A 12565-nucleotide genomic window follows, 5' to 3' on the forward strand; every position below is an offset into this window, starting at 1 on the left:
ACGTCGCAACCTCACGCCGCCGCTGTTTCCCGGTCGACACGCACGGGCACTTCTCCCCTCGCTCGACCACGTCTGTCCGAGGAAGGAGCGCGTGATGTCGACGGGAGCGATCATCGCCTTGGTCATCGTCGTGCTGGCGGTGTTGGCCGTCGTCGGCTGGTTCGTCAGCCAACGGATGCACAGCCGCAAGCTGCGGGACCGGTTCGGCCCAGAGTACGACCGCAGGGTCAGCGAGACCGGTGACCGCCGCAAGGCGGAGCGCGAGCTCATCGAGCGGGAGAAGCGGCACGCGCGACTCCAGCTCCGGCCGCTGCCGGACGGGGCGCGGGAACGGTATGCCGAGCAGTGGGGCCTGGTCCAGGAGGAGTTCGTCGACCGGCCCGGCGACGCGGTCGTCGGCGCCGAGGCGCTGGTGCAGACCGTGATGCGGGAGCGCGGCTACCCCATCGAGGAGTTCGAGCAGCAGGCCGAGGACCTGTCGGTCGAGCACGGGACGGCGGTGCCCCACTACCGCGCCGCGCACGAGATCCGCATCAAGCACGAGCGGGCCGAGGCCACCACCGAGGAGCTCCGCACGGCGATGGTCGAGTACCGGAAGATCTTCGTCTCGCTGGTCGGCGTCGACTCCGAGCAGCAGGCGAGCCACACCGCCGACACCGAAGCCGACCGTGGCGAGTCGACGAGCGGGAACGAGGACCGGAGGTACGACGATGCGGCACGCTGAGACGCGCGAGGACGACCCGGCTCCCGCCCGGGAGCAGACCGCCCAGGAACCCGTCGACCAGGTGGCGACCCCGCCTGTGGGCGTCGCCTACGGCACACCCGCGCAGGCGGCGCAGCCCCAGCCGTACCCCCACACCCCGCCCCCCAACGCCGCTGACGAGACCGACACTCGGGCAGTTCCCGCCCCGACCGCGGTCCCGCCGTCGCCGCCGGAGGACGACTCCGGCGCCGAGCTGTTCGGCGCCGCGGACGTACAGCGTTTCCGAGCCCGGTGGCGCGAGCTGCAGGCGGACTTCGTCGACGACCCGAAGCAGGCCGTGCAGGGTGCCGACGACCTGGTCGGCGAGGTCATGAGGGCGCTGACCGAGATCGTGGCCGACCACAAGCGCCAGCTCGAGGGCGAGTGGCGCGAGGGTGCCGGCGAGACCGAGGAGCTGCGGGTGGCCCTGCGCCGCTACCGTGCGTTCCTCGACCAGCTGCTCGCGACCAAGGGTTAGGGCGCGAAGACCGCGATCGAGGGCTGTGCGGACGTGCCCTAGTAGCGCGTGACGCTCTCGATCACGCCGGTGAGCTCGTCGTACCAGTAGACGGTGGCCTCCTTGTGGGCCGGTGGCGCCAGGCTGCCGGCCCGCAGGGTCATCAGCCCGCTCTTGACGTCGTCGGTGCCGCCGAACCAGCGCCAGGGCCGGCCGTCCCGGTGGACGTGCACCTTCTCGGTGAACGCGCCGCCGGGCGCGGTGATCGAGTAGAGCGGGCCGTTGGGCGGCTCGATGTCCAGGCCCCCGTCCGCGCGGATGGTCAGGGTGACCACCAGGTTGCCCTCGGCGTCCTCGATCGGGGCGGGATCGCCGGCGTAGTAGCGGCTTCGGCCCTCGCCCTGGACGTCCATGCCGTTGTAGAAGGTCTTGCCGGTGGAGTCCATCCAGAAGTGCGGCACGTGGGCGCGGGGGGCGGAGTAGGTCAGGCCGGGGTAGTAGGCCAGGTGCCAGTGCGGCGGGTTGTCCGAGTGCAGGGTGTTGTTGGTCTCGAAGCCCATGAGCGAGAAGAAGTGGCCGCGCCGCTGGGCCTCGCCCGCGAGCCCCGAGTCACGCAGGATCGCGTCGCAGGCGACGAGCAGGTGGATGAAGGTCTTCGTGGCCGCCGCCGGCCAGGCCACCGAGTTCCACACGCCGGCGACCCGGTCGCGGTCGTTGTGCTCGATGCGCCAGTGCACGCCGCTGGCGGTCGAGGGGCTCGGGAAGGTCCACACCTGGAGGGTGTTCTGCAGGGCGTTGGTGTTCGCGCCGGTGACGGGGATCGTGAAGCTGACCGTCCCGTCCGGTTCGCGGGTCAGCGGTAGCCGGGACTTCCCGGACACCACGGCCGCCACGTCCACCCCCGGCCAGCGGACCGCGACCCGCACCGACGTCGCCCGCGGTCCCTCCACGAAGGAGTAGTACTCGGCCCGGCTGGGGACCTGGAACTTCTCCCCGGCCACGCGCGTGTACCCGTCCGGCAGGATGATCTCCGGCGCGGCCGTGACCGCGGGGGAGGCCTTGACCAGGCGGAAGGCGCCATAGGAGAGCGTCTGCGGATGTGCGGCGGTCGGTGCCGCCAGGACGGTCATCGCGAGCAGGGACACCACGACCAGCACTCGTCGCCACATGTCCACCGAGGCTAGCGGTTAGAAATCACCGCTCACAGAACCATTTGGTGGACAACTGACAAACGCGAGGTGTTTCCCCGAGTCACTGGCCCGCGACGTCCCTCGCCTCGCTGGCGCGCGTCCCAGCGGGGCGAGGGCCACCAGCGATCCCCGGCACCGTGAGGTCCGGCGCCACGCCGGCCCACTCACAGCGCGACGCCGGAGTTTCATTCGAACCCAGTATCGAGCTGTCTTGCTTGCGGGCCAAAGAAATTTCGCGCCTTTCCCCGAAGTGGTTCTCGTGCGGCCGGTGGATTGCCGGGTTTCAGCTCGGGTGCGCCGGGCATGTCCCCTGGCAGGACGAGGGAAGGGGACACATGTCCAACTCGGAGTCGACGACCGACCGCCGGCGGGTGGTCCCGCCGGCGCGCCTGGTCATGTTGGTGCTCGGAATCATGTACCTGGTGCTCGCGGTGATCGGCTTCATCACGGTCGGCTTCCAGGAGTTCGGCCCGGAGCGGCCGGAGCGCATGCTCGGCGTGCTCGGTGTGAGCACGCTGCTCAGCATCGTGCACACCGGCCTCGGTGCCGTCCTGACCGTCGCGGCCCTGCGCGGGGCCGCCACCGCCCTCGCCCCCGTGGCGACCGTTGCGTTCACCGCGCTGTCCGCGTTCGGCATCGTGGCGCGCGTGTTCGGCGGGACGGGCGATCCCCTCAACCTGACCTGGTGGAACATCGCCCTGTACCTCGTGAGCGCCGTGGCCTGCGGCCTCGTCGGCGCCTTGCCGCGGCTGGCCTCCCGCTGAGGCGTCCTCCGCGCGGTCAGGCGGTCTCGGCCAGGGGGTCGGCCAGGGTGCTCGCCGCGCGGACGAAGTCGGCCACCCGCCGATCGCGCGAGCCGGCCAGCCAGGCGACGCCGACCACGTAGGGACTCGCGTCCCGGACCGGGCGGTAGACGATGTCGGGCCGCTGGTTGGCCCTGGCGAGCGACTCCGGGACCAGCGCGACGGCCTGCCCGAGCGCGACGACCTCCACCAGCTGGGCGCTGTCCCGGATGGGTGGACCGGTCAGCGGCGCGCTCGAGGGCACGGTGTCCCGTCCGCTCCAGTAGGTAACCTCCTCCGGCGTCGAGTCGGTCCATTGCGGCATCGGTTCCCGGTGCAGGTCGGCGACCGTCAGCGCCCTCCCGTCGGCCAACGCGTGGCCCGCCGGCAGCGCGGCCACCCGCGGCTCGCCGACCAGCGGTTCCACGTCGAGGCCCGCCCCGTGCAGCGGCGAACCGATCAGCGCGAGGTCCACCTCGCCCGCGCGGACCAGGTCCGCCTGCTCGCCGTACCCGCTGACCAGGATCTCCACCTCGCCGGCCGCCGGCAGCGCCCGGTAGGCGTCGACGGCCCTGGGCAGCACGGTCGAGGCCACACCCGGCTTGGCCGTCACGACCAGGGTGGGGTTCGCCCGCGCCGCGCGCCGCGTGCGGTGCACGGCAGCCGACACCGCGTCGAGCACTCGCGCGGTCTCCGCGAGCAGGGTCTCACCGGCAGGGGTGGGGGAGACCCCGCGGTTGTCCCGGTCGAGGAGGCGGACGCCGAGGCGCCGTTCGAGCTGGCTGATCGCTCGGGACAGCGGGGGCTGGGCCATCCCGAGCGTCGCCGCCGCGCGGGAGAGGCTGCCCTCGGTCGCGACGGCTCTGAAGTACCGCAGCTCGCGCAGCTCGACATCGGCCATACCCCCAGGGTATATCGCTCGACCCAGCCGGTCCTTCCGGCGCGGGCGCCGAACGGATGAACTGGAGCCGTGAACAACGCGGATGTGGCACTGGTGACCGGTGCGAACAAGGGAATCGGCAAGGAAATCGTCCGCCGCCTGGCGGCCGAGGGGATGGAGGTCTACCTCGCCGCGCGCGACGAGGAGCGCGGCCGGGCGGCGGCGACCGAGCTGGGCGTGCGGTTCGTCCAGCTCGACGTGACCGATCAGTCGAGTGTGGACAGAGCGATGAGGACGGTCGCCGACGAGTGCGGCCGGCTCGACGTCCTGGTCAACAACGCGGGCGTGGCCGTCGAGTGGGGGGTCGACCCCCTTGCCCTGGGCCCCGACGAGCTGCGTCGCACGTTCGAGGTGAACGTGTTCGGCGTGGCGGCGGTGACCAGGGCGGCGGTTCCGCTGATGCCGCCGGGAGGTCGCATCGTCATGATGTCCAGCCCGCTGGGGTCGCTGACCCTGCTGACCGACCCGACGAGCCTCGTGTCCAGCCAGCACCTGCTGGCCTACAGCGCGTCGAAGGCAGCGCTCAACGCGTTGACCGTCCTGTATGCGAACGTGCTGCGCCCCAAGGGAATTCTCGTCAACGCCGCCAACCCCGGCCTGGTCGGGACCGATCTCAACAACTTCCCCCCGGGCCGCGACGGCGTCCGCACGGTCGAACAGGGCGCGGAGGTCCCCGTCCGCCTCGCGCTCCTCCCCGCCGACGGACCCAACGCCCACTTCGCCGGCGACGACGCCCACGCTGTCGCCGGCACCGTCCCCTGGTGAGCACGGCTGCGTCCGGAACCTGTCGGTGCCGCCCGGCATGATGCGTCCATGACCGTGACGGGACAGCTGGAGCTGGTCGCCATCGACGCTCCGGACATCAGGAAGCTCGCCGACTTCTACGCCGCGCTCACCGGGTGGACGATCGCCCACGAGGAGCCCGACTGGATCGCGCTGCGCGCCTCGGACGGACAGGAGGTCGCCTTCCAGCTGGCGCCCGACCACGTCCCGCCGAAGTGGCCCGGCCAGGAGCAACCCCAGCAGCTCCACCTCGACCTGCTCGTCGACGGCTACCAGGCCGCCGCCGAGCGGGCCGTCGGGCTGGGCGCGACCCGACTCGCCGACGGGCCCACCTGGGTGACCCTCGCCGACCCCGCCGGCCACCCGTTCGACCTGTGCCAGCGCGACGGCGTCGGCCCGGAGCTGGCGCTGTTCGCCGTCACGATCGACACGGACGACGCGGCAGGGCTGGCGAGGTTCTACGCGGACCTGATGGGGATGGAGATCACCTACGAGGGGCCGGAGGGCGCCATGGCCGCTGGCTACGGGAAGAGCGTGATGTTCCAACAGGTCGCTGGCTACACGCCGCCGCGCTGGCCGGACCCGCAGGCCCCCCAGCAGGCACACCTCGACATCCTGGTGGAGGACCTCGACGCGGGCGAGCGCCGGGCCGTCGAGCTGGGCGCGCGGCGGTTCGAGGACACCCCGCCGTCCTTCTACGTCTTCGCCGACCCGTCGGGACACCCGTTCTGCCTGACGGTCGAGAGCTGACACCCGCCAACGCCCACGGCGTGCTCAGGCAGGGCTGGCCGCGTGTGCCGTAAGGCCGACACCGCGCTCCCGAGGGCGCGCGGCGCGGCCAGCGGCGGGTGGCGAGCTGGGCACGAAGACCGCGACCGAGGGCTGTGCGGACGTGGCCTGGTGTACTAGGACCTGCGGCGCGACCACGCGGTGAGCAACGCGATGAGCGCGGCGAGCACGGCCAGCGGAATCGCCGGTCGGGTCGACATCGTGCGCCAGGCGGGTGCGACCCTGGTGGCCACCGGCTCCGGGAGCTTGCCGACCAGCTCCTCGCCCTTGGTCTGGATGGCTTCGGCCTTGCGGTGCGCGGCAGACTGCACGCGCCCCTTCACGTCCGCCTTCTCCGTCAGCGCCGCCACCGTCTCGGCCAGCTCCTGGCGGGTCAGCTCCACGTCCAGGCGCAGGTCCTCGTCGGTGGGCTCACCGCCCGGCATGGCCATGCGGTCCTGCTGCCGCTTGTCGCTCATCGCCGCACGGCCTCCTTGACCACCTGCACGTCCTCCTTGGCGCTTTCGACGGCCTCGGACGGCATCGGGGAGCCCTTGCGGAGCTGGCCCCGCGCCACGAGCGCGGCGATCCCGGCACCGGCCAACAGCACGGCACCGACGATCATCGCCGCCACCCAGGCCGGAACGGCCATCGCGAGCAGCATGACCAGGCCGGCGAGCACGACGCCGCCGCCGTAGAGCGCGAGCACACCGGCCGCACCGATGCTGGCGAAACCGATTCCCGCGTGCTTGGCCTTGTCCTGCACCTCGCGCACCGCGAGGCGGATCTCGGTCCGGGCCAGGTGACTGAACTGGCTGGTCAGGTCGTGTACGAGTTCGGCGGTTGACTTGTCGGCGGCCGGCTTGTCCGCGCCGACGTCGGTTATCGAGCTCATGTCGTCCTCCTTGGCCTGTGACTACCCCCTTCCGCCGCTCAGAAACGCCGTTTGGCCTGCTCGCAGACCGACCTGTAGCGCCCGTGCGAAGCACTCGTCGCGCCCCGGCTCCGCGGTCACTGGTACTGCGGAACCGGCAGCTCGAACCGGCCGAAGACCCAGTTCCCCGGCGACCTCGGGTCGTCACCGGCCCAGAAGTCCGTCCACAGCTCGGCGAACTCGGCACGCGACAGCAAACCGTCGCCGTCCAGGTCGAGCAGTGGGAAGACCTCGTCGGTGTCGGTGCTGCGGCCGCTCCACGCCTCGATCATCCTGCGGTACTCGGTCGCCGTGACCAGGCCGTCCCCGTCCTCGTCCACCGCGTCGAACAGGGTCGTCGCGGTCGCGGTGACCGGGTTCCGCAGCTCGCCGAGGTCGTCGATCACGCCTAACACGTCGTCCATCGTGACCGTGTCCAGTGCGGTCCCGGCCGACGCGGCAAGCAGCGTGCGCCACCAGCCCATCATCACCACGATCAACCGGACGTGCTCCGGGGAGCCGGGGCCGACGTCGCCGAGCTCGGCCCACCGCTCGGTCAGCGCGGCGAAGTCGGTCTCCTCGAGCAGGCCGTCGGCGTTCCGGTCCAAGGCCTCGAACACCCTGCCGATCTTCCGTTTCTGCAGTTCGCTCGCCACGGCGTCCTCCCGTTCTCCCACGCCGGCGGTTGTCAGCCTCGCTCACGGAGCGCATGCCCACAATCTCCACTCGGGTTCTCCTCCTCCCCGATCGGGTGATCGCCGGGATACTGTCGCTGCGGGCTGGTCGGCTCCCGCACCGAACAGGAGAGGGTGTTCCGCCATGCCGGTTGACCGCATCCGCGAGGTCCGGATCACCCCGGTCGCCTTCCACGACCCGCCGCTGCTGAACGCGGTCGGCGTGCACCAGCCGTTCGCGCTGCGCGCCGTCGTCGAGGTGGTCACCGAGGACGGCGTGACCGGGCTCGGCGAGAGCTACGGCGACGCGGTCCACCTGGACCGGCTGCGCCGCGCGGCCGAGGAGCTCCGCGGTGTTGACCCCTGGCACGTCCAGGAGATCGCCCGGCGCGTGCGGCTGCTGCCCGAGACCGGGACCGGTGGTGACGGCACCAGCGGCATGGTCCGGTCGGCGACCGCCGACCGCGTGCTGTCCCCGTTCGAGGTGGCCTGCCTGGACATCCAGGGGCGGACCGTCGGGCGCCCGGTCACCGACCTGCTCGGCGGCGCGGTCCGGGACCGGGTCGAGTTCAGCGCCTACCTGTTCTACAAGTGGGCCGGGCACCCCGGGGCAGAGGAGGACCGCTGGGGCGCGGCCCGGGACTCCGACGAGATCGTCGCCCAGGCCCGGCGGATCGTCGACGAGTTCGGCTTCAACGCGCTCAAGCTCAAGGGCGGCGTGGTCCCGCCGCAGGAGGAGGTTGCCGCCATCCGCGCGCTGCGCGCGGCCTTCCCGGACAGTCCACTTCGGATCGACCCGAACGCGGCATGGTCGGTGGAGACCTCGGTCAAGGTGGGTACCGAGCTCGCCGGGGTGCTCGAGTACCTGGAGGACCCGACGGCGGGCATCGCCGGCATGGCCAGGGTCGCGCGGGCGGTGCCGATGCCGCTGGCCACCAACATGTGCGTCGTGGCGTTCGACCACGTGCGGCCCGCGGTCGAAGCCGACGCCGTGCGAGTGATCCTGTCCGACCACCACTTCTGGGGCGGTCTCGGCCGCTCCCGCGCGCTCGCCTCGACCTGCGAGACGTTCGGCCTCGGACTGTCGATGCACTCCAACTCCCACCTGGGCATCAGCCTGGCCGCGATGACCCATCTCGCGGCGGCCACGCCCAACCTCACCTACGCCTGCGACACCCACTGGCCCTGGAAGGAGCAGGACGAGGACGTGATCGTCCCCGGAGCGCTGCGGTTCGAGGCCGGCGCGGTGGCCGTGCCCACCGCGCCGGGCCTCGGCGTGGAACTCGACCGCGACGCGCTCGCCCGCCTGCACGAGCAGTACCTGACCTGTGGGATCACCAGTCGCGACGACACCGCCTACTACCGCGGCCACCACCCCGGGTTCGACCCCACGCCGCCACGCTGGTAGCACGGAGGGGTGACCCCGAAGACTGTGCTGCAGGTATGCCCGCTGCCGCCGCGGCTCGAGCAGGCGCTGGCCCGCCACGAGCCGGTGCGGCTGTTCGAGCGACCGGACTTCCTCACCACCGACGGCGACTCGGTCGTCGCGGCCGTGACGAGCTCCCGGTACGGCGTCAGCGCGGCGCAGCTGGAGCTGATGCCGGGGCTCGGCGCGATCGTCCACTTCGGCGCCGGCTACGAGGAGACCGATGTGGACCTCGCGCGGTCGCGGGGCGTGGCAGTGTCGAACACTCCGGACGTGCTGTCGGACTGCGTGGCCGACCTGGCCGTCGGCGGGCTGCTGGACGTGGTGCGCCGGCTGTCGGCCGCCGACCGGTTCGTCCGCGCGGGCGGCTGGGACTTCCCGCTGACGACCCGGGTGCACGGGAAGCGGGTTGGCATCCTCGGTCTCGGCAGCATCGGCCGCACGATCGCCCGCCGGCTCGAGGGCTTCGACATGAAGATCTCCTACCACTCGCGCCACGAGGTGTCCGGGGTGGCGTACTCCTATGCGCCGTCCGCGGAGGCCCTCGCCGAGGAGGTCGACGTGCTCGTGGTCGCGACCTCGGGCGGCGCCGGCACCCGCGGGCTGGTGTCCGACCGCGTCCTGGCGGCGCTGGGCCCGGACGGCTACCTGGTCAACATCGCCCGCGGAACCGTCGTGGACGAGCCGGCACTGGTGTCGGCGCTGGTCGAGGGCCGACTGGCCGGTGCCGCGCTGGACGTCTACGCCGAGGAGCCGACCGTGCCCGAGGCGTTGCTCGGCCTGGACAACGTGGTGCTGTTCCCGCACAACGGAAGCGGAACCCGCGAGACGAGGGTAGCGATGGCCGACCTCGCCTACCAGAACCTGGAGCGCTTCCTGACCGAGGGAACGCTGGTCACGCCGGTGGGCTGAGCCGTGGTGTCCTTCCCGGGAGGGGCCGGGAAGGACACCACTCGTCGAGCACCTCGACGGTCCGCCGCCGCGCGGGGGGCTTCCGCGACGCCGAACGCAGGTGAATCGCACCGAGACCCGCCGCGCGACGGGTCCGGCGCAGAACTGCGCTGGAATACCGACATTCGGGCGTCGCGCGGTAGCCCGAACAGCGCAGCCCGTGCGGCCCTTGGCAGCGTTGTGCGTTACATGCGTTCCTGGAGCGGCCTGGCCGGACGGAGGAGCGAGTGCCGGTTCTCGGGAGCTACTTCGAGGTAGGTGGCTGCGAGGAGTCGGGCAGGGCGGACGGGGACGAGGAAGGGGTGCTGAGGTCCGGTTCCGTGGTTTCGCTGGGTGGGGCGGTCTCGGGCGGCAGCGAGATCTGCGGGGTCTCGCCCGGCGACTCGGGGGACGGGCTGGTGGTGAGACTGCCCTGGCCCGACGGGATCGAGGGTTCCTGGCTGCGGGGATCGGGCTCGGGGCTGTCGGCGGTGGCCGGGCGGCTGTCGGAGCCGGCGGAGGAGGGGGTGCGCGAGGCGCCCTCGGCGTCGGAGCGGCTCATCGGTTCCGCGTCGCGGTCGAGGAGATGCCGGAGGTCGGCGATGGCCTCACGGAGGCGGTTGGCCACGGTCGGCTCGGCGACGCGGTTGGTGAGGTCGTCGGCCCGGGCCAGGAGGCGCGCGGCCTCGGCAGCGTCACCGTCGTGGGCGGCGGTCCTGGCCTCACGCAGGGTGTCGTCGGCGCTCTGGGCGGCGGTGCGGGACTCGGCCAGGTCGCCGAAGACGAGCTGGGTGATCGGCCAGAGCGGGCTGTCCGGTCCGGCGTGGGCCGCGGCGGCCGTGATGCCGCCGACTGCGAGCAGGGCGCTCGCGGCCACCGCGGCGGTGAGCTTGGGGAAACGGCGACGGTCCCGGGGGGCGGCGACGGTGGCGGTGACGGCCTCGAGGAGGCGGGCGTCGGTAGGACTGGCCGGCGGCGTCGTTCGCCAGCGGGACACCATGAGCTCGACCTCGCCGTCCTCGGTCGGCTCGCCCCGGTCGGGCTGGTCCAGCAGGTCGGCGTCCTGGCCGGGGGTGTCGGGGTCGTCCTCGGAGGGGAGGCGGACGCTCACGGTGTCACCTCCTCGCTGGTCCGGCGGGGACGACGGCAGGCCGCGGCGCGCCACGCCGCGCCTGCTTCGGGAGCTCGCTGTCGAGCGTCACGGGGTCAGCGTATCGAGCCGCCTGTGGCTCAGCTGATGGCGTCTCCGACGAGGTCGACGGCGCTGCGTGCGGGGTCGCGGGCGGCGCTGTTGTACACCTGCTCGGTGGTGTCGACGCTGGTGTGGCCGACGTCGGCCTGGACGTGGACGAGTTGGGCACCGGCCTCGACGGCGGTGGTGACGTAGAAGTGTCGCAGCGCGTGCGGGTGCATGACGGCGGCGACGTCCCGGAGGGGGTCGCCGGCGGCGGCCGCCAGGCGGCGCAGCAGCTGCCAGACGGCCTGTCGGCGGTACCGGCCGCCGGTGCGGGTCACCAGCAGCGGGCCGGTGAAGCCGCCGGAGGTGGGGCGGGCGGGGGCGGTCTCGGTGCTGCCGGTGTGCTCGCGCAGGCGCAGGTAGTGCAGCAATGCTCGTTCGGCGGCCTCGTGGAGGTAGACGACGCGGGTCTTGCCGCCCTTGCCGCGTACGCGGAGCGCGCGGCGGCCACGGGTCACGTGGAGGTCGGATCGGTCCAGGTCGCAGAGCTCGGAGACGCGTAGGCCGAGGGTGAACAGTCCGACGACGGCTCGGGCGCGGGCGGTGTCGAGCGGCCCGGCGCCGCGCCGCGGCCCGGCGGCGGCGTCGAGGAGCGCGCGGACCTGGCCGGTGGTGAGCACGACGGTGGTCGTGGTGTTCCCGCGGGGCGTGACGAGCCCGAGCCGGCGGCGGTTGAGCGCGGCCGGGTTCCCGGCGACGAGGCCGGTGTCGGCGAGGTGGGTGTAAAGCGCCTTGACGGTGGCGAGCATCCGGTCGCGGGTGGCGACAGCGGCGCCGGCCTCGTCCAGGTCGGTGAGCCAGGTCTTGATGTGCGTGGACGTCGCGGCGAGCGGGTCGACGCCCCGGGCGGCGCACCAGCGGAACCAGTGCAGGGCGCGGAACCTGCCGCGGGGTGCCGGCGGAGGAGTCCTGATTCCCTCGGCGGCGGGGGCCGCACCCACCGCCGCGGCGTAGCGGCGGACCGCGCCGGCCCAGCGGCGGTCGGTCTCCGGGTCGTCGTGGCCGGGGAGGATGACCGACCGCGCCGCCGCGGGGGAGATCCAGTCGCGCAGGTCGGTCGCTCCGGTTGGCAGGCCCAGCCCTTCGGCATAGGTGCGGCGCGTGCCCGGGTTGCCGTAGCCGTCGAGCCAGGCGCTGACCGCGTCCAGGAGGCCCGGTGGGTCCCCCGCTCCCGGCCACGGCCCCGTGGCGGCCGCGATCTCGACCTCTGTCGCGCTCACAGCCGGCACGCTACCAGCTTGGCTACAAAAGCTCACTTCTGTAGCCGAGTTAGGTTCTGTATTCGAAACCATAACCCCGGTCTGAGGGTTATATATCCCTCTACTACGCTGGAGATCGTGATCGAAGTGCAGTTGGACGCGGCAGGACTGTGCGGTTTCAGCAGGTGTCGGGCTCCCTTGCCGCCGCCGGGACCGAAGGGGGGCAGGCCGTTCGCCTACTGCCCCGACCGCGCCTGGCCCGGAGGCAGAACCTGTAAGCAGCTCGCCGCCGCCCAGGACGCCCTCGCCGAGGCGCTCGGCGAGCCGCCCACCGCCGACACCGCGCTCGCCGAGGCGACGGCCGGCTTCGGCGAGGCCGCTGCCCGCCTTGCCGCGCCGCTGGCCGAGGTCCTCGCCGAGGCCAGCGCCCTGCGCGGCGCGATCGCCGAGGAGCTGACTGCCGCGGCGGCCCGCGTCGAGCAGGCCGAGTCGAGCGCGTCGACCGAGCGCGGCCTCCGCGAAGC

At 72.6% G+C, this 12565-nt stretch carries 14 protein-coding genes and 1 pseudogene; 8 read left to right on the forward strand and 7 right to left on the reverse strand.

What is annotated here, in order from left to right; translation table 11 throughout:
• Positions 1 to 94: 94 nt before the first annotated feature.
• Positions 95 to 724 (forward strand): hypothetical protein, encoded by a 630-nt coding sequence (locus BU204_RS26215; protein ID WP_075128417.1) that lies wholly within the window; start codon positions 95 to 97, stop codon positions 722 to 724.
• Positions 711 to 1220, forward strand: a complete 510-nt coding sequence (locus BU204_RS38550; protein WP_083661649.1) for a hypothetical protein — start codon at positions 711 to 713, stop codon at positions 1218 to 1220. The genes BU204_RS26215 and BU204_RS38550 overlap by 14 nt, the downstream gene beginning before the upstream one ends.
• 38 nt (positions 1221 to 1258) lie before the next feature.
• Here the strand turns inward: BU204_RS38550 and BU204_RS26225 are convergent, their stop codons facing one another.
• On the reverse strand, positions 1259 to 2368 hold the full coding sequence (locus BU204_RS26225) for a hypothetical protein (protein ID WP_143229750.1): 1110 nt from the start codon (positions 2366 to 2368) through the stop codon (positions 1259 to 1261).
• 356 nt (positions 2369 to 2724) lie between these two features.
• Here BU204_RS26225 and BU204_RS26230 point away from each other — a divergent pair, with 356 nt between their 5' ends.
• Positions 2725 to 3153 (forward strand): DUF4383 domain-containing protein, encoded by a 429-nt coding sequence (locus BU204_RS26230; protein WP_075128419.1) that lies wholly within the window; start codon positions 2725 to 2727, stop codon positions 3151 to 3153.
• A 16-nt stretch (positions 3154 to 3169) separates the two neighbouring features.
• On the opposite strand, the gene BU204_RS26235 is transcribed toward BU204_RS26230, so the two are convergent.
• On the reverse strand, positions 3170 to 4072 hold the full coding sequence (locus BU204_RS26235) for a LysR family transcriptional regulator (RefSeq protein WP_075128420.1): 903 nt from the start codon (positions 4070 to 4072) through the stop codon (positions 3170 to 3172).
• A gap of 69 nt (positions 4073 to 4141) precedes the next feature.
• On the opposite strand from BU204_RS26235, the gene BU204_RS26240 reads away from it, so the two are divergent.
• Positions 4142 to 4876 carry an SDR family oxidoreductase gene (locus BU204_RS26240; protein ID WP_075128421.1) on the forward strand — a complete coding sequence of 245 codons (735 nt, stop codon included), beginning with the start codon at positions 4142 to 4144 and terminating at the stop codon, positions 4874 to 4876.
• A 48-nt stretch (positions 4877 to 4924) separates the two neighbouring features.
• On the forward strand, positions 4925 to 5644 hold the full coding sequence (locus tag BU204_RS26245; RefSeq protein WP_198943003.1) for a VOC family protein: 720 nt from the start codon (positions 4925 to 4927) through the stop codon (positions 5642 to 5644).
• A gap of 155 nt (positions 5645 to 5799) precedes the next feature.
• Here the strand turns inward: BU204_RS26245 and BU204_RS26250 are convergent, their stop codons facing one another.
• The 3 genes from BU204_RS26250 to BU204_RS26260 all read right to left on the reverse strand — a co-directional run bounded on the left by BU204_RS26250 (position 5800) and on the right by BU204_RS26260 (position 7231).
• On the reverse strand, positions 5800 to 6141 hold the full coding sequence (locus BU204_RS26250; protein WP_075128422.1) for a DUF3618 domain-containing protein: 342 nt from the start codon (positions 6139 to 6141) through the stop codon (positions 5800 to 5802).
• Entirely contained in the window at positions 6138 to 6557 is a 420-nt protein-coding gene (locus tag BU204_RS26255; protein ID WP_075128423.1) for a phage holin family protein, read from the reverse strand. The genes BU204_RS26250 and BU204_RS26255 overlap by 4 nt, the downstream gene beginning before the upstream one ends.
• A gap of 116 nt (positions 6558 to 6673) precedes the next feature.
• The gene (locus BU204_RS26260; RefSeq protein WP_143229751.1) at positions 6674 to 7231 is read right to left on the reverse strand and encodes an EF-hand domain-containing protein; all 558 of its coding nucleotides are present in this window, start codon (positions 7229 to 7231) and stop codon (positions 6674 to 6676) included.
• 163 nt (positions 7232 to 7394) lie between these two features.
• Here BU204_RS26260 and BU204_RS26265 point away from each other — a divergent pair, with 163 nt between their 5' ends.
• Positions 7395 to 8657, forward strand: coding sequence for a glucarate dehydratase family protein (locus BU204_RS26265; RefSeq protein WP_075128424.1), 1263 nt, complete (start codon positions 7395 to 7397; stop codon positions 8655 to 8657).
• A 9-nt stretch (positions 8658 to 8666) separates the two neighbouring features.
• Positions 8667 to 9587 carry a 2-hydroxyacid dehydrogenase gene (locus BU204_RS26270; RefSeq protein ID WP_143229752.1) on the forward strand — a complete coding sequence of 307 codons (921 nt, stop codon included), beginning with the start codon at positions 8667 to 8669 and terminating at the stop codon, positions 9585 to 9587.
• A gap of 283 nt (positions 9588 to 9870) precedes the next feature.
• On the opposite strand, the gene BU204_RS26275 is transcribed toward BU204_RS26270, so the two are convergent.
• Positions 9871 to 10716: a hypothetical protein gene (locus BU204_RS26275; RefSeq protein WP_075128425.1), complete on the reverse strand. Its 846-nt coding sequence runs from the start codon at positions 10714 to 10716 to the stop codon at positions 9871 to 9873.
• Between the two features lie 119 nt (positions 10717 to 10835).
• A complete protein-coding gene (locus BU204_RS26280) occupies positions 10836 to 12062 on the reverse strand; it encodes a tyrosine-type recombinase/integrase (protein ID WP_233160619.1) in 1227 nt (408 codons plus the stop codon).
• Between the two features lie 117 nt (positions 12063 to 12179).
• On the opposite strand from BU204_RS26280, the pseudogene BU204_RS40915 reads away from it, so the two are divergent.
• Positions 12180 to 12565: pseudogene (locus BU204_RS40915) on the forward strand (response regulator receiver protein); the annotation flags it as partial.

It is taken from the genome of Actinophytocola xanthii, assembly GCF_001921205.1.
Classification (GTDB): domain Bacteria; phylum Actinomycetota; class Actinomycetes; order Mycobacteriales; family Pseudonocardiaceae; genus Actinophytocola; species Actinophytocola xanthii.

Excerpts from the sequence above, each read along its gene's own strand:
- BU204_RS26215 (WP_075128417.1), top strand. The coding sequence starts at position 95 with ATGTCGACGGGAGCGATCATCGCCTTGGTCATCGTCGTGCTGGCGGTG.
- BU204_RS38550 (WP_083661649.1), top strand. The coding sequence starts at position 711 with ATGCGGCACGCTGAGACGCGCGAGGACGACCCGGCTCCCGCCCGGGAG.
- BU204_RS26225 (WP_143229750.1), bottom strand. The coding sequence starts at position 2,368 with ATGTGGCGACGAGTGCTGGTCGTGGTGTCCCTGCTCGCGATGACCGTC.
- BU204_RS26230 (WP_075128419.1), top strand. The coding sequence starts at position 2,725 with ATGTCCAACTCGGAGTCGACGACCGACCGCCGGCGGGTGGTCCCGCCG.
- BU204_RS26235 (WP_075128420.1), bottom strand. The coding sequence starts at position 4,072 with ATGGCCGATGTCGAGCTGCGCGAGCTGCGGTACTTCAGAGCCGTCGCG.
- BU204_RS26245 (WP_198943003.1), top strand. The coding sequence starts at position 4,925 with ATGACCGTGACGGGACAGCTGGAGCTGGTCGCCATCGACGCTCCGGAC.
- BU204_RS26250 (WP_075128422.1), bottom strand. The coding sequence starts at position 6,141 with ATGAGCGACAAGCGGCAGCAGGACCGCATGGCCATGCCGGGCGGTGAG.
- BU204_RS26255 (WP_075128423.1), bottom strand. The coding sequence starts at position 6,557 with ATGAGCTCGATAACCGACGTCGGCGCGGACAAGCCGGCCGCCGACAAG.
- BU204_RS26265 (WP_075128424.1), top strand. The coding sequence starts at position 7,395 with ATGCCGGTTGACCGCATCCGCGAGGTCCGGATCACCCCGGTCGCCTTC.